Source organism: Pseudoxanthomonas composti (assembly GCF_004122095.1).
Taxonomy (GTDB): domain Bacteria; phylum Pseudomonadota; class Gammaproteobacteria; order Xanthomonadales; family Xanthomonadaceae; genus Pseudoxanthomonas_A; species Pseudoxanthomonas_A composti.
In genome coordinates, this window is sequence record NZ_SAWZ01000005.1 from 210,650 (window position 1) to 231,450 (window position 20,801).

Here is a 20,801-nt window from a genome sequence, read left to right on the forward strand (position 1 = left end):
GCGCCCCACGATGCCGCGCCCGGCCCGGTATACTGGGCGGGCAACACGGTGGGAGAAGCGCGGCCACAGGGAGTGCCCGCTGCCGAAGGCGCAACGCCCGTAATCGCTCAGGCCCGATACCACCACAGGCAGCACACACTCTGGAGAGACCGGTCGGCCCGTGACAAGGCCCGGCACCGGCGCCGAAGGGGCACGAAGCGCAGCGACACCGCGCTTTTAAACTCTCAGGCAGAAGGACAGAGGGGCGCGAGGAAGACGCACGTGCCTGTCGCAGGTCCGCATGGCGGATCGCGGCTGGCCGGGCGGCTTTCGAACTTTCGCGTGCCCCACTCTTCCGGATGCCTGCCATGTCCCAGAACACCGCTTCGCTGCGCGACCTCGAACACCACGCCGCCTTCGTCGAACGCCACATCGGCCCCAACGACGCCGAGATCGCGCAGATGCTCGCCGTGGTGGGCCATCCGACCCTAGAGTCGATGACCGACGCCATCGTGCCGGGATCGATCAAGTCGCCGGCCCCGCTGGCCCTGCCCGAGTCGATCACCGAGGAAGAAGCGCTGGCCAAGATCCGCCAGATCGCGCTGAAGAACCAGGTGTTCAAGAGCTTCATCGGCCAGGGCTACTACGGCACCCACACGCCCAAGGTGATCCTGCGCAACATCCTGGAAAACCCGGCCTGGTACACCGCCTACACGCCCTACCAGGCCGAGATCTCCCAGGGGCGCATGGAAGCACTGATCAACTTCCAGACCCTGTGCGCGGACCTGACCGGCATGGAGATCGCCAACGCCTCGCTGCTGGACGAAGCCACCGCCGCGGCCGAGGCGATGACCCTGGCCAAGCGTTCGGCCAAGTCCAAGTCCGACGTGTTCTTCGTGCATGACGCCGTGCACCCGCAGACGCTGGAGCTGCTGCGCACCCGCGCCGAGCCGCTGGGCATCGTGCTGGAACTGGGCACGCCGCAGCAGGCGATGGAGGCCGAGTGCTTCGGCGTGCTGCTGCAGTATCCGGACACCTTCGGCCAGCTCGCGTTCCAGACGCTGGCCGAGCACCAGGCCCTGGCCGATGCGGTGCACGCGCGTGGCGGTCTGATCGCCGTGGCCACCGACCTGCTGGCCCTGACCCTGATCGCCGCGCCCGGCGAATGGGGCGCGGACATCGTGGTGGGCAACTCGCAGCGCTTCGGCGTGCCGTTCGGCTTCGGCGGCCCGCATGCGGCGTTCATGGCCTGCCGCGATGCGTACAAGCGCTCGATGCCGGGCCGCCTGATCGGCGTGTCCATCGATTCGCAGGGCAACCCGGCCTATCGCCTGACCCTGCAGACCCGCGAGCAGCACATCCGCCGCGAGAAGGCGACCTCCAACATCTGCACCGCGCAGGTGCTGCTGGCGGTGATGGCCTCGATGTACGCGGTCTACCACGGCCCCCAGGGCCTGACCCGGATCGCCCGGCGCACCCATCGCCTGGCGGCGATCCTGGCCGCCGCGCTGCGCGGCGCCGGCGTCCAGGTCGGCGAGCACTTCTTCGACACCTTGCACGTCAAGGGCGTGCAGGCCGATGCGATCCACGCCAAGGCCCAGGCCGCGGGCATCAACCTGCGCGTGATCGATAGCGAAGCGGTGGGCATCAGCCTGGACGAGACCACCACCCGCGCCGACCTGGTCGCGCTGGGTGCGCTGTTCGGTGCCACGGTCGACGTCGATGCACTGGATGCCAGCACCGCCGATGCGCTGCCGCAGGGCCTGCTGCGCACCAGCGCGTTCCTGCAGCACCCGGTGTTCAACACCCACCACAGCGAGCACGAACTGCTGCGCTACATGCGCGCCCTGGCCGACAAGGACCTAGCAATGGATCGCACCATGATCCCGCTGGGCAGCTGCACCATGAAGCTCAACGCCACCGCCGAGATGATCCCGGTGACCTGGCCGGAGTTCGGCGCCATCCACCCCTTGGCCCCGGCCGCGCAGTCGACCGGCTACAAGCAGCTGATCGATGAGCTGGAGGCGATGCTGGTGGAATGCACCGGCTATGACGCGGTCAGCCTGCAGCCCAACTCCGGCGCGCAGGGCGAGTACGCCGGCTTGCTGGCGATCCGTGCCTACCACCGCTCGCGCGGCGAAGGCCATCGCGACATCTGCCTGATCCCCGAATCGGCCCACGGCACCAACCCGGCCTCGGCGCAGATGTGCGGCATGAAGGTCGTGGTCACCAAGTGCGATGCCAACGGCAATGTCGATGTCCAGGACATCCGCGCGCAGGCCGACAAGTACGCCGACCGCCTGGCCGCGCTGATGATCACCTACCCGTCCACGCACGGCGTGTTCGAGGAGGACGTGGTGGCCATCTGCGAGGCCGTGCACGCGCACGGCGGCCAGGTCTATACCGATGGCGCCAACATGAACGCCCTGGTCGGCGTGGCCAAGCCCGGCAAGTGGGGCTCGGACGTGTCGCACCTGAACCTGCACAAGACCTTCTGCATCCCGCACGGCGGCGGCGGCCCGGGCGTGGGCCCGTGCGCGGTCAAGTCGCACCTGGCGCCGTTCCTGCCGCGCACGCTGGGCGGGCAAGGCGATGTGGGCATGGTCTCGGCCGCCAGCTTTGGTTCGGCCTCGATCCTGCCGATCAGCTGGATGTACATCACCATGATGGGCACCGGTGGCCTGCGCAAGGCTACGCAGGTGGCCCTGCTCAACGCCAACTACATCGCCAAGCGCCTGGCGCCGCACTACAAGACGCTTTACACCGGTCGCAACGGATTGGTCGCGCACGAGTGCATCCTGGACGTGCGTCCGCTGGAGAAGATCACCGGCATCAGCGCCGAGGACATCGCCAAGCGCCTGATCGACTTCGGCTTCCATGCCCCGACCCTGAGCTTCCCGGTCGCCGGCACGCTCATGGTCGAGCCGACCGAGAGCGAATCCCAACACGAGCTGGACCGCTTCATCGACGCGATGATCCAGATTCGCGAGGAGATCCGCGCGGTGGAAGACGGCCGCCTGGACCGCGAGGACAACCCGCTCAAGCACGCCCCGCACACGGCGGTGCAGGTCACTGGCAGCGAGTGGGTGCATGCCTACCCGCGCGAACTGGCCGCCTTCCCCCTGCCCTCGCTGAAGCAGGCCAAGTACTGGCCGCCGGTGGCGCGCGTGGACAACGTCTACGGCGACAAGAACATCATGTGCGCCTGCATTCCGGTCGATGCGTATAAGGAAGACGCCGAGGCGTGAGGGGGAGTGAGAGGAGGAGTGAGTGATGGGGCGAGGAGTGAGGAGTGAGCGAAAGCTCAGCCAGCGCCACCCTGCCCCGCTCTCGCTCACTCCTCACTCCTCTGCACTCACTCCTCTCAAGCCACTCCTCGCCCAACGGGCGGCATAGCGACCTGATACCCATGGCGCCCTGCCCGCTTGGCCTCATACAGGGCCAGGTCGGCGCATTCGAGCAGCTGCGTGCCATTGCCAAGACCATCGCCTGGCAGTCTGCTGGCCACGCCGATGCTGATGGTGAGGTGGCCGGTTGCGGACTGTGGATGCGGCAGCGTCAGGACATCGACGGCCTGCAACATCCGCACGGCCACCTCCTCGGCCTCGGGCGCCAGCGTGTCGGGCAGCACGGCGACGAACTCCTCACCGCCAAAGCGCGCCACCACGTCGCCGGCGCGGCGCAGGCTGCTGCGCAACGCGGCGGCCACCTGTACCAGGCAGGCATCCCCGGCCACGTGGCCCTGGCTGTCGTTGAACAGCTTGAAGTGGTCGATATCGATCATCAGCAGTGAGCAGGCCATGTCGCGCGAAAGCGTTTCGCGCAGCCGCGCCTCGAACACCGTGCGATTGGCGATGCCGGTGAGCGGGTCGGTCCCCAGCAACACCTGCAGCTGGCGATTGCTCTGGTCGCTCAGGCGCTGCTGGTCGGCATGGCGGGTCTGGATCAGCGCCACGCGCAGTCCATAGACCAGCGCGGCCAGCACCGCCGACAGTGCGCCCGGATAGAAGTTCAGCTGCGAAATGGTGATGCCCATGGTCAGCACCCCCAGCGCGATGGCCACCGGGGCAAACGCCGCGATCACCTGGGCGGTCGCCCGCGAGGGTCGATAGCGCCGCAGCCAGCGCGGCGGCGGGCGCGTGACCACCAGGATCAGCAGCAGGTATGGCAGGTCCACCAGCACCAGGGCCCACCACGGCAGGCCCTGCAGTTCGACCCGGTTGTACAGCGTGGCCACCGCCGAGTTGACCCACAGGAAGCTGCAGACGGCGAAGTAGAACGCCCGCCGGCTCTGGCTGCGTGCGCCCAGCAAGCGCAGCGTCACCAGCGCGCACAGCGTGTAATCGATCAGGTCGGCATGCCAGACCATCACCACCTGGCCTGGCACCCCACGCATGCTGGCGCCATTGAGCACCGCAAACACCAGCACGCCCAGCAGCACCGCCAGCACCACCGACAGCAGCAGGTCCAGGGCACGCACCGCGCGCGGTTCGCGCGAGCTGAAGGCGCTGCCGATCAGGTACATGGCGGGGACCACGTACAGCGCCGAGAACACCACCGCCAGCACCTGCAGCCAGGCCGCGTAGGCCGGCAGCAGCGACGCCAGCAGATTGGTCGCCGCCCACAGCACCTGCATCATCACCGCAGCCGCCAGCAGGCGCCAGAGCGAACGCCCCATCCGGGCGCTGCGCCGTCCTCGCTGCAGCAGCAGGGACAGCGCCATCAGCTGCAGGGCAATGGTCAGCAGCTGCGGCAGCACACCACCGGCCGAACCCGTTCGCCAGGCCAGCAGCAAATGCAGGAGCAACAGCAGCACGGCGATCCCCGAGACCAGCATGGTGCATTGAACCCTTCAGTCGAAGGCAGCACCCCGGGGGAGGCGACGCCGGATCATGGACGAACACCGAGCTTACGCGGAGGTCCCTGTCCGGCTGTGCCCTGCGGCGAAGTCTATTCCACCGCCGGTCGCTTCCACAGCCACAGCGCGGTGGCGATGTTGACCGCCGCCACGAAGGCCACGTAGTGGGCCGGCGCCAGCGGGCCGGCATGCGAGGACAGATAGCTGATCAGCGGCGGCGTCACCGCCCCGGCAATGGCGTAGGCCAGGTTGTAGGACAACGCCAGCCCGGTGTAGCGCACCGCGGCCGGGAACGCGGCCACCATCACCGCGGGCACCACGCCGGCCACGCCTGCGGTGAACCCGGCCACCGCGTACAGCGGCAGGAAGTGCGCCCCGCCGGCGGCCAGGTCCAGGTACAGGGCATACACCGCGGCCAGCAGGCAGACCGCAGCCACCAGCAAGGCCGGGCCGCGGCCGATGCGGTCGCTGAGGATGCCGGTCCACAGGCACCCCAGGACCAGGCAGGTCGCCGCCAGCAGGTTGCCGCGCGTGGCCACCTCCGCCGGGATCTGGAAGGCCGACTGGATCAGCGTGGGCGTCATCAGGATCACCACCACGATGCCGGCGGTGAGCACCCACGTGGCCAGCATCGACACCACCACCCCGCCGCGGTGGTCGCGCAGCACCTGCTTGAACGGCAGCTCCGCCGACAGCTGGCGCTGGGCGCGCATCTGCGCGAACACCGGGGTCTCGTCCAGCCAGCGGCGCAGCCAGACCGCAATGAAGCCGAACACGCCGCCCACCAGGAACGGCAGGCGCCAGCCATGGTCGAGCACCTCGGCCGGGGTGAACATCCAGGCCACCAGCGAGGCCATCGCCGAGCCCATCAGCGTTCCGACGTTGATGCCCGCGCTGAGGCTGGCCACGGCAAAGCCGACCTTGGAGCGCGGTGCATGCTCGGCCACGAACACCCAGGCGCCGGGCATTTCGCCGCCGATGGCCAGGCCCTGCAGCATGCGCAGCAGCAGCAGGGCCAGCGGTGCCAGCACCCCGATCTGCGCATAGACCGGCAGCAGGCCGATGCACAGGGTCGGCAGGGCCATGAGGAAGATGCTCAGCGAGAACATCCGCTTGCGGCCGATGCGATCGCCGAAGTGCGCCATGACCACTCCGCCCAGCGGACGCACCAGATAGCCGGCGGCGAAGATCGCGAACACCTGCAGCTGCGCCAGCCAGGCCGGGATCTCCGGGGGGAAGAACAGCTGGCTCAAGGTCTTGGTGAAGAACACGAAGACCACGAAGTCGTAGAACTCCAGGGCCCCGCCCAAGGCGGACAGGAGCAGGACCTTGGCGCTGTTGCGCGAGGTGGAGGGGTGAGCCATGGCAGGCGCGCGACGGGGGTGGGGGACCACACCTTAACGGCTGCGTTCCCTGCCCTGCAGCCGCCACCGAGCCGTTGGCCGAACACAGCATTGCAGGGACGGCACCGCCCCGGGGCCGCTGCCGGGTGCGATCTGACGCTGTGGGCCGAATCGGACCGAATGCGTCACCCTGGACGCCTTCATCGGACCCCACGCCCAGGCGGCGCTGGCAACGATGCGGTTGCGTTGGACCGGCTTGATCTGGAGGATGCCGCCTCCGGCGCCCGTCCTGGCGCGTTGGTGGAACCTCGCGCGTCCGAAGCAGTCCATTGTCGCGCCCGCCCCGATGGCTGGCACGCCCCTTGCCTGATCCGTCAGCTCATCCCCCGTTGGCCACTGCATGTTGTCCGGCTCCTATAACCATTTCCTCGTCCTGATCTCCTACCTGGTCGCCGCGGTCGCGTCCTTCGTGGCGCTGGACATGGCCGGGCGCATCACCGCCAGCCAGGGCCGTGCCGCGCGGTGGTGGCTGGTGGGTGGAGCCTCGGCGATGGGCTTCGGGATCTGGTCGATGCATTTCATCGGCATGCTGGCGTTCAAGCTGCCGATCCCGCAGAGCTACAACCTGCTGATCACGCTGTATTCGCTGCTGGTGGCCGTGGGCAGCTCAGGCTATGCGCTGTGGCTGGTTTCGCGCGAGGAGTTGCCGCGCAAGCGCCTGCTGGTGGGCGCGGTGATCCTGGGCGCCGGCATCGCCACCATGCACTACACCGGCATGGCCGCCATGGAGATGGAGCCGGGCATCGACTACGACCCGCTGTGGTTCGTGCTGTCCATCGTGATCGCCATCGCCGCCTCGGCCGCGGCGCTGTGGATCGCCTATGCCCTGCGCTCGGATTTCAGCGCCTTCCGCCACTTCCGCATCGCCGCGGCGCTGGTGATGGGGGTGGCGGTGATCGGCATGCATTACACCGGCATGGCGGCCGCGCGCTTCCCGCTGGGCAGCGTCTGCGGGGCGGCGCTCCACGGTGGCGTCTCGCCGCAATGGCTGGCGAGCCTGGTCGGCACCAGCACCTTCGCCATCCTCGGCCTGGCGCTGGTGACCGCGGTGCTGGACCGCCGGCTGCAGGAGCGCACCCAGAAGCTCAGCCAGTCGCTGCAACAGGCCAACCTGGAACTGACCCACATGGCCCTGCACGACAACCTCACCAAGCTGCCCAACCGGGTGCTGCTGGAGGACCGCCTGGGCCAGGCCATCAGCAAGGCGCTGCGCGGCAGCAGCAAGTTCGCGCTGCTGTTCCTGGACCTGGATGGCTTCAAGGCCGTCAACGATGTCTACGGCCACCAGGCCGGCGACCGCCTGCTGCTGCAGGTGGCCCGCAACCTCAAGTCCGGCCTGCGCCAGGAAGACACCCTGGCGCGCCTGGGCGGCGATGAGTTCGTGCTGTTGATCGAGATCGGCGAGCCGGCCGATGCCGCCGCCATCGCCGAGAAGATGCTCGAGCGCGTCGGCCTGGCGGTGATGGTCGATGGCACCGAACTCAACGTCAGCGGCAGCGTGGGCATTGCCATCTTCGGCGAGGACGGCCACACCGCGCGCGAGCTGATGGCCAATGCCGATGCGGCCATGTACAGCGCCAAGGAGCAGGGCCGCAACGGCTACTGCTTCTTCGAGCCGTCGATGAACAAGGGCATGCACGAGCAACTGGCGATGATCCAGGAGCTGCGCAAGGCGCTGGAACTCGACCAGTTCGTGCTGGAGTACCAGCCCAAGTTCATTGCCCCCGCTGGCCAACTGCAGGGCGTGGAAGCGCTGATCCGCTGGCGGCACCCGACCCGCGGCCTGGTCCCGCCGGGCACCTTCATCCCATTGGCCGAGAAAACCGGCCTGATCCTGGAAATCGGCCGCTGGGTGCTCAACGAGGCCTGCCGCCAGTTGATGGCATGGGACAGCGAAGGCCACCACATCCCCAACGTGGCGGTGAACCTGTCCGCCGCGCAGTTCCGCTCGCCGGGGCTGATGGGCAAGGTCAAGGAAGCGCTGTCCAAGAACGGCCTGTCACCGACCAGGCTCACCCTGGAGATCACCGAATCCACCGCCATGCACGACCCGGAGGTCAGCCTGGCCATCCTGCAACGGCTGGCGGCCCTGGGCGTGCGCATCTCCATCGACGACTTCGGCACCGGCTATTCCAGCCTGCTCTACCTCAAGCGCCTGCCCGCGGCCGAATTGAAGATCGACCGCGGCTTCGTCAAGGACCTGGTGCCGGGTGGAGAAGACGCCGCCATCGTCTCGGCCATCATCGCCCTGGGCCGCATCCTCAACATGAGCGTGGTTGCCGAAGGCGTGGAAACCCAGTCCCAGCAGGCGCTGCTTACCGAGCTGGGATGCACCTCGTTGCAGGGCTACCATCTGGGCCGCCCGGCCGCGCCGGACAGCATCGCCGAGCGCTTTTAGCGGCCCGGCTACGGCCGGCAGCGGCAGGCGCCTGGCCCGCTGCCGACCTGTGGGTGCGTTCTCAGGCGGCGATCTGCGCCAATGCCTGCCGCAGCGAATCGGCCGTCACCGGCTTGACCAGGTGATGGTCGAATCCGGCCTCGTGGGTTTTCTGGCGATCATCCTCAGCCCCCCAACCGGTCAGCGCCACGATGCGCAGCGCCTGGCCGCCCGGCTGCTCGCGCAGCCTGCGGCAGACCTCATGACCATCCATGCCGGGCATGCCGATGTCGGTGAACACCACGTCCGGCGCCTGGCTCGACGCGGTGTCCAGGCCCTCCTGGCCGCTGTAGCAGGTCGTTACGTCATGGCCCAGCAGTTCCATCACCATGGAGATCGAATCGGCCGCATCGCGGTTGTCGTCCACGACCAGGATCTTGTAAGGGCCGTTCCCCAGTGACTGCCGTACTGCGTTCATCGTTAGATCTTCCTCTTGCTTCATGGTGAGCCGGCAGCCGCGCCAAAGGCGCGCCCGTCACGGCTCCAGGTTGGTGGGTGCGGCTCCCCGCCGGTGCGGCAACCGCTGCTCGGTCGGCGCCAGCGCAGCCACAGCGCGCTGGCCCGTGGCAGGAAATCTCTGTCGACAACGCCTCGACCCATGCGGCACGCCGCTGGCAAGGCGCCAGTCCGGTGAAAGAATGCAGCCGACTCGCGCCGCACAGCAACGCCGACGTTGCATGGGGCTGTGAGGCATGGGATGGCGCTAGGTCCGGGCACCGCCAGCGCTTTTCTGAGCGAGCCGCCTGCTGATCCTTGGCAGTGCGTGCTGGCCAGGGAGCGCTGCGCCGCGTGCGCGGCGTCGGACGCAGCGGGCAAACATGACCGGCGCCATGTGGGCCAACGGGAGGCTGCTTCTGGCTCCCCACGCGTTCGTCGAGCGCAGTTGGAAGGCGGCTGGAGAGGGACAACGGGGCCATGCTGCGGGCGAAAACTGGCGTCGCGGCAGCTTAGACAGCGTCGCGCATAGGCACCGTGAAGCCGCCTTCACTCCCCCCACCCGGGGTGCGCTGGAGCGCTTGTCGGACCGCGAAGCCTTCAGGCCGTGACTGGCTGAAAGTCCCCGCGCCTGGCGGCCATGGACGAGAGCCGCTGCCCCGCGATACGTCCCCACACCAGGGAAAACACCTCGCTGGCCTGCCGTGGGTCCAGCCCTGCCATCTGCACCGCCTGCGACTTGGCGTAGGTGTACTGCGCCAGGTCGCTGTCGTAGGTGGGGTGGTTGATGTAGGCGTCGTAGACCGCGCCCAGGACGGGCCAGTAGTGCTCGAAGCCCCGCTGCAATCCTGCGCGGGGCATGAGCTGGTAACGCTCGCGCCAGTAGGATTTTTCCGCCTCGATGTCGATCATCACCCAAGGCGCTTGCCGGTCGTGCTGTGCATTCATTGCCCGCTCCCGCTGTCGTAGCCCCCTGATGCCCCAATGTGCCACCATCCCGAGGCACATGGCATGAAGTGTGCCTTGCATTTGCGTGACAAAATGCGGCGCCTACCTCGATTTCCACCGCGGGTCGGCGCGCACGGATGGCTAAGGCGACGCCAACCCCGCGACCGGCTGACCGACAGGTCAGGCAGCAGCGCCGGCCTCAATCCTCGATGATCATGCGCGCCCGCGCGCTGGCCGCCTCGCGTGCCGCGGCGATGCTCAGATAGATCCCCTGCTCGTTGCGCTTGCGGGCGATGCCCTGCACGTGGATCTCGGCGATGGTGAACTGGCCGTTGTGCCAGTCGAGAATCCGAGCCTCGTATGCATTGCCATGGTGCTCGCCCAATTCGAAGATCTCGCTTGCGACAGCGGCCATGGCGGCGTTTCCGTGGGGGATTCGCGCGGATCGTGCACCGGTCCGCGTAGCGTTGCGTGAAGCCCCGATGCGGTTTCGATGACAGGGTCGCTGAACAGGCCTTGGCGGTGGGAAACGATTGCACCAGTCAAGCGCGATGCATCGCCGGGAGAGGTTGATCTCAACGTGCTGCAGAGCATCAGACAAGGCTGCTCAGACGCCGCCTCGACGCCCGGGCAGGTCGTCCAGATCGTGTTCCACGTCCAGCGATGAGTCATCGGCATCGTGCGGCACCGGGGACTGTCCGGGGACCGGGTCGTTGGCGCGCGGATCCATGTCCGAATCGGGAATCGTGTCCTGGGGCTGGCGATGCATGGGCGGGGTCCTAGCGGCGGGTCGACCGATGCTGAGGCCCGCAGCGTGAGTACCGCATGCATGCGGCCGATCAAGGCCGGACGCGGAACACCGCACTCATGCGCGGTCCCACCGCGCGGGTGGTCTTGGGGATGCCATGCTCGTGCGTGATCTGGCTGGCATGGCTCATCACCAGCAGGCTGCCGGGCATGAGATCGATGCCCACTGCGCGCGCTTGGCCGTGCTTGGGCCTGATGTTCATCCGTCGCGGCGCGCCCAGCGAGACCAGCGCGATCGGTTGGCGCGGCACCAGCGTATGCAGCTTGTCGTGGTGCATGGCCACGCTGTCGCGGCCATCGCGGTAGAGATTGAGCCCCACGGTGTTGTACGGCGCAGGCACGAGCGCCTGCACGGCGGCCTGCATCGCCGCCAACGGCAGTGCCTGCGGCAACTCCTCCAGCGCATACCAGGCCTGCAGGCGCGGCACATCGACCACGCGTTCGTACATCGGCCGGCGCTGCTGCTGCCAGTGGGCGCCATCGCGCAAGCGCTCGAACCACGCCTGCGCCTGCGCAGGGCCGATGACGTCGGGCCAGTAGCGGATGCCACCTTCCTCATCGTCGACCACCACGCGGTACGGCGCGCTGGAAAACAGGTCGCGGGCGTTCAATGGAAATCCCGCGAGGGCAGCGACAGCTCGCCCAGCAGCTCGCTCATGTCGCGCAGGTCCCCGGCGATCAGGTGCTCCACGCCATCCACGCGCTCCCAGCGCCCACGCACCGCCAGCAGGCGCGACTCCAGCAAGGCGCGACGACGGCGCACCGCCAGGTGCGACCAGACGATCACATTGATCATGCCGTGCTCGTCCTCGAGCGTGACGAAGATGGTGCCCTTGGCCGTGGCCGGACGCTGGCGCTGGGTCACCAACCCGGCCACGTGCACGCCACTGCCGCTGGGCCGGCTGTGCAGGTCGCGCAAGCCGAGGATGCGCTGCGCCCGCATTCGCGCCCGCAACAAGGCCATGGGATGCGCCTCCAGGCTCAGGCCCACGCTGCGGTAGTCGGCCATGATGTCCTCGCCGATGCGGGGTGCCGGCAGATCGACAGGCTGTTCCCGCGGACTGCCCGGCAGCAGCGGGCGGCTACGCTCGATGCCGGCCACCGCCCAGCGCGCCAGGTTGCGGTTGCCCACCAGCGATTGCAGCGCGCCGGCTTCGGTGAGCGCGGCGCGGGCCTTTTCGTCCAGACCGGCGCGCAGGCTGAGGTCCTCCACGCTGGAAAATGCCCGCTGCGCGCGCGCGGCCACCACCGCCCTGCCCGCCGCTTCGGACAGGCCCGAAACCTGACGCAGGCCCAGGCGGATATCCGGCTGCTGGCCCGCGTCGTCCTCGCTGTGCCACGCCCGCCCACCGACCAGGGTGTTGTCCCAGTCGCTGTGCATCACATCCACCGGCAGCACGGTGATCGACTGGCGCGCGCCCTTGCCGCGACGCGCGTCCTGCACGATCTGGCTGGGTGAGTAGAAGCCCATCGGCTGGGCATTGAGCAGCCCGCAGGCGAAGGCGGCCGGCTCGTGCCGCTTCAACCAGCAGCTGGCGTAGACCAGCTTGGCGAACGAGGCGGCGTGGCTCTGCGGGAAACCATAGGAGCCAAAACCCTTGATCTGCTCGAAGATCTGGTCGATGAACTCGGGTGCGTAGCCTTTGCCCTCCATCAAGTCGCGGATCTTCAGACGATGCGGCTCCATGTCGCCACCGCGTCTCCAGGCCGCCATCGAACGCCGCAGGCCATCGGCCTCGTCGGGCGAGTACCCGGCATGGATCACCAGCTCCATCACCTGCTCCTGGAACAAGGGCACGCCCAGGGTCGGGCCGAGGATCTCCTCCACGCCCTGCGAGGGATAGGTGGGCTGCTCCAGCTTCTGACGGCGGCGCAGGTAGGGATGCACCATGTCGCCCTGGATCGGCCCAGGCCGCACGATGGCCACTTCCACCACCAGGTCGTAGAACCTGGCCGGCTTCAGCCGCGGCAGCATCGCCATCTGCGCGCGCGATTCGATCTGGAACACGCCCACGGTATCGGCCAGTTGGATCATGCCGTAGGTCTCGGTGTCCTCCTTCGGGATCGTGGCGATCTCGTAATCGCGCGCGCGATGCACGCGGATCAGGTCCAGCGTCTTGCGGATGCAGGTCAGCATGCCCAGCGCCAGGCAATCGACCTTGAGCATGCCCATGGTCTCCAGGTCGTCCTTCTCCCACTGGATGATGGTGCGGTCGGGCATGGCGGCGTTCTCCACCGGCACCACGGTGGACAGGGTCTGCTCGGCGATGACGAAGCCACCGACATGCTGGGACAGATGTCGCGGCTTGCCTTCCAGCTGGAAGGTCAGCGCCAGGATGTTCACGATCAGGGGATTGGCCGTATCGAACCCGGCCTCCTCCAGTCGCTGCTCCATGGGCGTATCGCCATTGCCCCAGCCGAAGCAATTGGCCAGCAGCGAAATCTGATCCGGCGGCAGGCCGAATGCCTTGGCCACATCGCGCACCGCGCTCTTGCCGCGGTAGCTGATGACCGTGGCCGCCAGCGCCGCACGGTGCCGGCCGTACTTGCCGTACACGTATTGGATGACTTCCTCACGACGCTCGTGCTCGAAGTCCACATCGATATCCGGCGGCTCGTTGCGCGCCTTGGACAGGAAGCGCGAGATCAGCAGCCGGTTCTCGTCCGGGTCCACGGCGGTGATGCCGAGCGCGTAGCACACGGCCGAGTTGGCCGAGGATCCCCGCCCCTGGCAGAGGATGCCCTGCGACCTGGCGAAGGCCACCACGTCGTGCACGGTGAGGAAGAAGGCTTCGTATTTCAGCTCCTCGATCAGCGCCAGTTCCTTCTCGATGTCATCGCGGACCTTGGCCGACATCACCAGCCCGCGCTCGTCCCAGCGCGTCCGCATCCCCGCCTCGGTCAGCTCCCGCAGATAGCTGGTCGCCGTATGGCCAGGCGGCACCAACTCGGCAGGGTAGTCGTACTTCACGTCACGCCTGAGGTCGAAACCGCTGCAGCGCTGCGCCACCTCCACCGTTGCACGCAGCAAGGCCTCCGGATAGATGTTGCCCAGGGCACGGCGCGAGCGCAGGTGGCGTTCTCCGTTGCGGAATAGATGCGCACCGGCCTCGGCCAGGGTTACGGTGTGGCGGATGGCGGTCATGGTGTCCTGCAGCACGCGCTCGCGACGCGTGGCCATGTGCACGTCACCGCTGGCCAGGGGCGTCATGCCCAACCGGCGCGAGAGGGCCAACAAGGTGTCCAGCCGCACCGTGTCGTCGCATTCGCGTAGTAGCTCGACCGCCAGATAGGCGCGCTTACCGAACACCTCCTGCAGCCAACGCCCTTCTTCCTCCTGCGGGGTTTGACCGGGCAACCACAGCGCGAACAGTTCGGGCGCCGCATCACGAAACTGCGCCTGCACATCCGCGCGCGTCAGCGCGTAGTGGCCCTTGGTGGCCGCCCGCCGCGCGGTGGTGATCAGCGCGCACAGCTGGGTATAGCCGGTGCGCGTTTCCACCAGCAGCACGAATCTGGTTCCATCGACCAACGCGAACTCGCTCCCGACGATCAGCTGGACGCCCGTTGCATCGGCCCCTTCCCAGGCGCGCACGATGCCCGCCAGCGAGCACTCGTCGGTGATGGCCAGTGCGGCATAGCCACAGGCCTTGGCCCGCTCGAACAGGCTGGTCGCATCCGAAGCGCCACGCAGGAACGAGAAATCCGACAGGCAGTGCAGTTCGGCGTAGGCCGGCAGGCCATCGTCGGACAGACCGTGCACATCGTCGTTGGCCGCCTGCTGCAGCCGCTGCGCCACGCGCCAGGCACGCGGCATGCGCCCACCCGGCGTCTCGCGGTCCACCCCATCGATGGCATCGTCCCAACTCATCACCCATCATTCCTGCAACTCACCGCTGCCGCTGTGGCTGTTGCTATCGCCGTTGCTGTTGCTGTTGCCTTCCACTCACTCCTCACTCCTCCCCACTCACTCCTGCTTCAACCGAACCACCCATGCAGCATCCACTCGCCCTCACGTACGCCAGCGGGCAGAAAAGCCCAGCCACGCTGACCGCGAGCGGTTTCCACCACGTAGTAATCGCGGCGGGCGTCCTGGCCATCCCACCAGCCGCTTTCCAGCCGCTCGGGTCCGGAAATGATCCTGGGCGTGGCATGCAGCGGGATCGGCTGCGGCAGCAGCCAGGCCGGCCGCGGTGGCCGGGCTGGCGCGGCATCCACGCCGCGCGCCGGGGCATCGCCGATCGCCCGCCGCCAGGCGCGTTCCGGTCGCGGATCGTTGGCCGGTTCGACGCGATACACCGCACCATCGCCCAAGCGTGCACGCAGGCGCTCGCGCAGCTGCGGCCAATCCACCGCCTGCTGCGGGCGCGTATCGAACAGGTCGCGCGCGGCGGGCACGAACGGCGGCAGCTGCCGCGCCAGCAGGCGCACGCCGACCACCGGGCGCTCGATCGAGACCCGCTCCAGCCGGTTGCGGGCCAGCTCGAACAGCATGGCCTGCTCACGCTCCGGCGCCAGCAGGCCCACGTCGACATCGGTGTGCCCTTGCTCGTGCTCCAGCCGCAACACGAAGCGCTGTACGCCGCCATCGCGGATGGACAGGTAGGTGCACAGATCGCCGATCAGACGCCGCAGCGGGAACAGCAGCGCCATGTGGCTTTCGATTTCATAGCCCATCTCCACCCGCGCATCGAAATGATCCGGCGGCAGGTACCAGTCCAGCGCATCGTCGACTTGCCCGTACAGGCGGTCCAGATGCTCCAGCAGCGGCATGCCGAAGCGCCGACGCAGCGCATCGCGCGGCAGCGTGCGCACGGCGGCCAGTGTGCGCAGGCCCATGCGGAACAGACGCTCGCCACTGTCCTCCGGCAGGTGCGCGGCGCGCACCGAGACGCCATCGAGCACCTGCTGCAGGCGCTCGCCGCGCGCCACTGCCAGTCCGTCCTTCAACCCGGCCAGCACATGCGCCGCGCGCGGAGTGGGCGCCAGCGCCAGGCGGTGGCGGAACCCCAGCGTGTCCAGCTCGTCCCGCAGGCGCTTGGCGAACTGCGGCCAGGGGCCGAACAAACGGAAGGAGGCGCGGGCCTCCAGCACGATCGCGTGCGGCCACTGCTGGCTCACCAGCGAACTGTGGCGATACGCCCAGTTGGCCAGGAAACGCTGGCTGCGCGCCTCGTCCTGGGCGTCGTATTCGACCGTGCGCACCTGGGTCATCAGCGCATGGGCAGCCGACAGCCGCATGCCGGCCTTTAGCCCCGCCTGCGCCGCGGCAGGGTTGACCGAGTGCAGCCGGCGCAGCTGCATTGGCCCCTCGACCAGGGTCAGCGGCGCCAGCCGCTCGTCTTCCGGCAGGCGGCGCAGGACCGTGTCCATCGCCAGTTGCGGCAACAGGATGCAGGCCCACAGCATCAGTGCAGCGCCTGCCGCGCTTGGATGGATCCAGCTTGGCGGTAAAGCTCTGACTTGCGCGTCGCTAAAAGATGCGCGGGCAGATCCAGGGCACGGACAGACCCGCGGGCGTGCGTACGCCTCAGTGCCGGAGGCAGTGGTCCACGCCTTAGCCGTGGCACCAGCGCGCTGGAATGAGCGTCCCGCCCGACCAGTCGAATCGCGCAGGGGTCGAGATAGCGTGCGAGGTAAATGCGGCGCTTCAGGCGAACCTCCATGGTCGTCCTCAATGCACCAGCCGCAACGGCTGCGCAGGCACCTGGCCACCGCGGCACTTGCGCACGCGCCAGGCGCCTTCTTCGCACAGGTACTCCATGCGCAGCGCCGCCGGCGAAGCATTGATGGCATGACGCGCATCGCGCAGCGCAAAGCCGCAGCAGTCGCCGCTGTCGGCGGCGACCTGCAGGCGGCGCAGTGCGCGCTCGTCGGCGGTCTGTGGCCAGCCCAGCACGGCAGCACAGGCGCCGCTGCGCAGGCATTGCTCGAACGCCCACAGCGCATCGCGTGGTTCGGCCTCGACCACCTCCAGCTGCGCCAGATCCAGGCCGGCGGCCTGCCAGGCCGGCGCATAGGGGATGTACGGCGGCGCGACCAGGGCCACGCGCCCGCCTGCCGCGGTCATGCGCGCCAAGGTCGGCAGCAGCAGGTCGACCTCGCCGATGCCATCGCCTGGGAGCAACAGTTCGGTCAGCGCCTTGCGCGGCCATCCGCCACTGGGCAACACCGCATCCAGCGCGGCATGACCGGTCGGCTCGCCCGCATGGCGCACGCCACTGCTACGCCCGGCGTGCCAGACCGTGCGCGCGGCCAGCAGATCGTCCAGCGGCCTGGCCGCGGACGGCAAGGCAGACAACGCACGAAGCGGCGCATGAGCCTCAGCGCTTGCCATGGCCGCTCAGATCAGAGGTGTAGGACGCTTGAAGTGCGTGTCGAGGCGTGCGCGCCGCACATGTTGCGTGCTGCCTGGGCGAATTCCAGGGTGACGGATGCTTCGCGCGGGGATTTTCCCCCATGCGGAGTTCTTCGCAACGCAACCCTGCATTGCCTGACGGGCATGTCCTGCCGCGCGGGGCTAGGCGATGCAGCTCGCCTCGACACAATCTCGCATCTTCGAAGTACAGCCTGGCGACCATGGCACGCCCTAGCCCCTGCGCACCAGGCCGCAGTACAGGCCTTCGATGGCGAAGTCCACCCCGGCCGGCACCACGATCGGTGCGTGCGCGGGATTGCGCGGCAGTAGGCGGATCCGGCGCTCTCCGCGCTCCAGCCGCTTGATGGTGATCTCGCCGTCTACCCGTGCCACCACGATCTGCCCATCGCGCGCCTCGGCACTGCGGTGCACGCCCACCAGGTCGCCATCGAGGATGCCGTCATCGATCATCGAATCGCCCTGCACCTTCAGCAGGTAGTCCGGCCGCAGCGAAAACACGCCCGCATCCAGCAACAGTTGTTCGTCCAGGCCGATATCCGCCCCGATCGGCACACCCGCCGCAACCCGGCCCAGCACTGGCAGGGACAGCAGCCTGTCCCGACCTGTGGATTGCGGCACGCGGATGCCCCGCTTCTGCCCCGTCATCAGCTGGATCAGCCCAGCCTCGGCCAGCGCCTGGATGTGCTTCTGGGCGGCATTGCGCGAGGAGAAGCCGAACTCGGCCGCGATTTCAGCCAGGCTGGGGGTATGCCCGCGCAGCGACTGCTGACGGAGGAAAGCCAGAACGGCCGCGCGCTTGGGAGGTAGAGTGTCCATAGGTGTACATTTGTACACCTATCCTGTCGCAGGGCACGAGATACGGGCCCCGATTCCTTCAGCAGCCTGCTCCACGCCGAAAACCGCTAATGTTTGGTATAACGTTCGTTATAACAACAGCGAGGTCACCATGAAGCTCAAGATCACCTCCATCGGCAATTCCGCCGGCGTCATCCTTCCCAAGGAGCTGCTCGCCCGCCTGCGCCTGGGCAAGGGTGACGAGCTGTATGCCCTGGAGACCCCCGACGGCGTCAAGCTGACGGTCTTCGACCCGACCCTGGCCGAACAGATGGAGGTGGCCGAGCGCGTGATGCGTGATCGACGCGCTCTGCTGCACAAGCTGGCCCAGTGACATGATCATCTGGATCAATCGCGCTCTGGCCATGGCCATCCATGATCGGCAGCTTGCCGAGCACGGCGGTGGCAGCGGTGTACGCGATGATGCCCTGCTGGACTCGGCATTGGCACGACCACAGCAACTTCTTTCGTACGGCGACCCGCCGCCTGACATCGCCTCACTGGCGGCAAGTCTCGCTTTTGGCATCGCGCGCAATCATCCCTTCGTAGACGGAAACAAACGTACCGCGGCCGTGGCGTGCGAAACCTTCATCATCCTCAACGGCGCAAGGCTCCATGCGGATGATCTATCGCTTTATCCGAAATATCTTGGACTGGCAGATGGCAGTCTCAGCGATGGAGAGTTTGCCGACTGGCTTCGTCAACACCTCAAACCCTCCACGCCAGGCAAAGTCCACGAATCCAGCCCGGCCTACGCCAACACCGCTGAGTAACGCGCGGCCTCGGCGCCACCATCGCCCGTCACCAAGAAAGAGTTCGTCACCCGGCCTCGAACAACCTGTTCGTGGGCCTGCCGCAGCGGCCCCCTCGGTGGACAAGCTCCGCGTTGTCCACCCTACTCCGTTGGATGGGTGACGCTTTTCCACCCACCACCGTAGCGAATTGACAAACACAGACGTGGCCACACGCACTTCGTAGGGTGGATGACGCTCTTTCATCCACCATCGCAGCGAACAAACCAACGCGGACGTGTCAACGTGTCACCCCGGAAGGTGGACGACGCTCCTCCATCCACCACCGCAGCAAAACGACCAACACAGACGTAGCAACGCGCCACCCCGTAGGGTGGATGACGCTCTTTCATCCACCATCGCCGCCAAGTCCGTAGCCGCACAAAACTCACCGCCACGGCCCCACCTGCTCAAGCGGACAGCACGCAAACCCGCCTGCACTTCCACATCAAGCCGGCACCACGCCGCGAATCAATACACCAACGTCTGAATCGCATGCGCCGGAATCTCCACCTGCGTGGACGCATCGCCGACGTAGAAGTTGTAGGTAATGGCTTTGTCGCTGGCATTCATCACCACCGTCGCCAGCTTGTTGTCCTTGTTGAGGAAGGACGTGGTGCTGAGGTTGCTGCGACTGCTGGCAGCGCTCACACGCTGCGCGCCAGGGCGGATGAACTTGGAGAAGTGGCCGATGTACCAGTACGGCGGGGTGTAGATCAGCTCGCCGGTCCGCGTATCGGCCTGCAACGGTGCGAAACAGAAATTGCCGACGTGGTTGGGGCCACCCTGCTCGTCCAGCAGGATGTTCCAGTCGGTCCAGGCCACCGCCCCGCCATTGAAGTCGTGGATCATCGAGGTGCCGTAGCGCTCGCCGTTGGCCCAGTCCTGCAGGCGGGCGAAGTCGTACTTCTCGATCGAAGCCTCGGTCAGCAGCAACGGCTTGTCTGGATAGGCATTGGACACCGCTGCCACGTTGTCGGTCATCGGCTCAAAGCCCGCCCAGGTCTCGTACCAGTGGAAGCCCATGCCCCAGGCGTACTTGGACGCTTCCGGATCATCGAAGATGGTGTTGGCGCGGTGGACCATCATGTCGCGGTTGTGGTCCCACACGATGATCTTCTTGTCGCCGTAGCCGGCCTTTTCCATGGTCGGGCCGAGATGATTCTTGAGGAAGTCGCGCTCTGCCTCGGCCGAAAACTGCATCGACTCCCACTTCTGGATCGCCATCGGCTCGTTCTGCACACTGATGCCCCAGATCGGGATGCCTTCCTTCTCGTAGGCGGCGATGAACTTGGTGTAGTACCTCGCCCAGGCCTGCGCATACTCCGGCAGCAGGTGGCCGCCCTTGAGCATGGTCTTGGTGTCCTTCATGAAGGCCGGCGCGCTCCATGGGCTGGCGAACATCGGCAGCGTGCCGCCCGCGGCCTGGATGGCCTGCTTGATCATCGGGATGCGGTACTTGCGGTCATGCGCCACCGAGAAGGACTTCAGGTCCTTGTCGCCTTCCTTGACGTAGGTGTAGCTGGCGCTGGAGAAATCCGAGCTGTGGATGGTCGTGCGTGCCCAGGTGTATCCGATGCCTTCGTTGGGGTCGTAGTAGGCCTTCATGAACTCGGCCTGTTTGGCCTTGCTCAACTTGGCGTAGGTCTCAGCGGCCGAATCGGTGATCGCCCCACCCACGCCCATCACCGTCTGAAAGCGCTTGGTCGGGTTGACGAAGATGGAGTTCTCCACCTCGGTCAGCGCATGTCCCGGCTGCAGCGCCTTGGCTTCACTGCGCGCCAGCTGCTGCGCGGCACCCTTGGCCGTGGTGTACACCGTGACCGCGCCACCGGCCGGCGTGTAGGCGGCGGTGGTCAGTTCCGCCGCATGCGCCACGGTGGACGTCAGCAAGGCGCCCAGCGCCGACAAAAGAATGGTCTGCTTCACG

Annotated in this window: 16 protein-coding genes and 1 riboswitch; of the genes, 4 read left to right on the top strand and 12 right to left on the bottom strand. The window is 67.3% G+C overall.

All coding sequences use genetic code 11. The features are described 5' to 3' along the window. The first annotated feature begins 130 nt into the window (after positions 1-130). Positions 131-250, top strand: a riboswitch (glycine riboswitch). Between the two features lie 88 nt (positions 251-338). Continuing rightward, positions 339-3,227 (top strand): aminomethyl-transferring glycine dehydrogenase, encoded by a 2,889-nt coding sequence (gene gcvP, locus EPA99_RS11175; RefSeq protein WP_129471299.1) that lies wholly within the window; start codon positions 339-341, stop codon positions 3,225-3,227. A gap of 116 nt (positions 3,228-3,343) precedes the next feature. Here gcvP and EPA99_RS11180 read toward each other — a convergent pair whose 3' ends face one another. Beyond that, a complete protein-coding gene (locus EPA99_RS11180) occupies positions 3,344-4,816 on the bottom strand; it encodes a GGDEF domain-containing protein (protein ID WP_129471300.1) in 1,473 nt (490 codons plus the stop codon). A 113-nt stretch (positions 4,817-4,929) separates the two neighbouring features. After that, positions 4,930-6,201 (bottom strand): MFS transporter, encoded by a 1,272-nt coding sequence (locus tag EPA99_RS11185; RefSeq protein WP_129471301.1) that lies wholly within the window; start codon positions 6,199-6,201, stop codon positions 4,930-4,932. 382 nt (positions 6,202-6,583) lie between these two features. Here EPA99_RS11185 and EPA99_RS11190 point away from each other — a divergent pair, with 382 nt between their 5' ends. Next, positions 6,584-8,638: a putative bifunctional diguanylate cyclase/phosphodiesterase gene (locus EPA99_RS11190; RefSeq protein WP_206733749.1), complete on the top strand. Its 2,055-nt coding sequence runs from the start codon at positions 6,584-6,586 to the stop codon at positions 8,636-8,638. A 61-nt stretch (positions 8,639-8,699) separates the two neighbouring features. On the opposite strand, the gene EPA99_RS11195 is transcribed toward EPA99_RS11190, so the two are convergent. The 9 genes from EPA99_RS11195 to lexA form a co-directional block, all read right to left on the bottom strand. Next, entirely contained in the window at positions 8,700-9,095 is a 396-nt protein-coding gene (locus tag EPA99_RS11195) for a response regulator (RefSeq protein WP_164978636.1), read from the bottom strand. A 617-nt stretch (positions 9,096-9,712) separates the two neighbouring features. Continuing rightward, positions 9,713-10,060 carry a hypothetical protein gene (locus EPA99_RS11200; RefSeq protein WP_129471304.1) on the bottom strand — a complete coding sequence of 116 codons (348 nt, stop codon included), beginning with the start codon at positions 10,058-10,060 and terminating at the stop codon, positions 9,713-9,715. Positions 10,061-10,259: 199 nt separating this feature from the next. After that, positions 10,260-10,475 carry a hypothetical protein gene (locus EPA99_RS11205; protein ID WP_129471305.1) on the bottom strand — a complete coding sequence of 72 codons (216 nt, stop codon included), beginning with the start codon at positions 10,473-10,475 and terminating at the stop codon, positions 10,260-10,262. Positions 10,476-10,667: 192 nt separating this feature from the next. Next, complete coding sequence (locus tag EPA99_RS18710; protein WP_164978637.1) at positions 10,668-10,829, bottom strand: hypothetical protein; 162 nt, start codon at positions 10,827-10,829, stop codon at positions 10,668-10,670. A gap of 70 nt (positions 10,830-10,899) precedes the next feature. After that, positions 10,900-11,478 (bottom strand): alpha-ketoglutarate-dependent dioxygenase AlkB family protein, encoded by a 579-nt coding sequence (locus EPA99_RS11210; RefSeq protein WP_129471306.1) that lies wholly within the window; start codon positions 11,476-11,478, stop codon positions 10,900-10,902. Further along, positions 11,475-14,738, bottom strand: a complete 3,264-nt coding sequence (locus EPA99_RS11215; protein WP_164978638.1) for an error-prone DNA polymerase — start codon at positions 14,736-14,738, stop codon at positions 11,475-11,477. Before EPA99_RS11215 ends, EPA99_RS11210 begins: the two co-directional genes overlap by 4 nt. A 107-nt stretch (positions 14,739-14,845) precedes the next feature. Continuing rightward, a complete protein-coding gene (locus EPA99_RS11220) occupies positions 14,846-16,276 on the bottom strand; it encodes a Y-family DNA polymerase (RefSeq protein ID WP_129471307.1) in 1,431 nt (476 codons plus the stop codon). A 265-nt stretch (positions 16,277-16,541) separates the two neighbouring features. After that, the gene (gene imuA, locus EPA99_RS11225) at positions 16,542-17,168 is read right to left on the bottom strand and encodes a translesion DNA synthesis-associated protein ImuA (RefSeq protein WP_241688360.1); all 627 of its coding nucleotides are present in this window, start codon (positions 17,166-17,168) and stop codon (positions 16,542-16,544) included. Between the two features lie 288 nt (positions 17,169-17,456). Next, positions 17,457-18,062, bottom strand: a complete 606-nt coding sequence (gene lexA / locus EPA99_RS11230; protein ID WP_129471309.1) for a transcriptional repressor LexA — start codon at positions 18,060-18,062, stop codon at positions 17,457-17,459. Positions 18,063-18,192: 130 nt separating this feature from the next. Between lexA and EPA99_RS11235 the strand changes: the two genes are divergently transcribed. Further along, complete coding sequence (locus tag EPA99_RS11235; protein WP_129471310.1) at positions 18,193-18,414, top strand: AbrB/MazE/SpoVT family DNA-binding domain-containing protein; 222 nt, start codon at positions 18,193-18,195, stop codon at positions 18,412-18,414. Between the two features lies 1 nt (position 18,415). Then, on the top strand, positions 18,416-18,853 hold the full coding sequence (locus EPA99_RS11240) for a type II toxin-antitoxin system death-on-curing family toxin (RefSeq protein ID WP_129471311.1): 438 nt from the start codon (positions 18,416-18,418) through the stop codon (positions 18,851-18,853). A 489-nt stretch (positions 18,854-19,342) separates the two neighbouring features. Here EPA99_RS11240 and EPA99_RS11245 read toward each other — a convergent pair whose 3' ends face one another. Continuing rightward, the gene (locus EPA99_RS11245; protein ID WP_425479196.1) at positions 19,343-20,800 is read right to left on the bottom strand and encodes a glycoside hydrolase family 30 protein; all 1,458 of its coding nucleotides are present in this window, start codon (positions 20,798-20,800) and stop codon (positions 19,343-19,345) included. Between the last annotated feature and the right edge of the window lies 1 nt (position 20,801).